The organism is Micromonospora sp. LOL_014 (assembly GCF_048060245.1).
Classification (GTDB): domain Bacteria; phylum Actinomycetota; class Actinomycetes; order Mycobacteriales; family Micromonosporaceae; genus Micromonospora_E.
This window is the reverse complement of the sequence record NZ_JBHMIP010000132.1, coordinates 1-218: the sequence shown is the minus strand read 5'-3', so window position 1 is coordinate 218 and position 218 is coordinate 1. Positions and strand designations below refer to the sequence as shown.

At 68.3% G+C, this 218-nt stretch carries 1 protein-coding gene; it reads right to left on the bottom strand.

The features are described from left to right. Positions 1 to 199: tetratricopeptide repeat protein (locus ACFHW1_RS28945; protein WP_416616762.1), on the bottom strand; the 199-nt coding region annotated here is incomplete at its 3' end. Positions 200 to 218: the final 19 nt, after the last annotated feature.

The window sequence follows — 218 nt, the reverse complement described above, 5'->3', positions numbered from 1 at the left end:
CCCGCAACTGATCGGCGAGCACCTGGTCGAAGGCGGTCACCGCACCGGCAGCGTCACCCGCCTTACCTCGCATAAGGGCGAGGTTGTGGCGGGTGGTCAGGGTACCGGGGTGATCCGGCCCCAGCACCCGCAACTGATCGGCGAGCAACTGCTCGAAGGCGGTCACCGCACCGGCAGCGTCACCCGCCTCACCCCGCAAGTAGGCAAGGTTGTTCCGG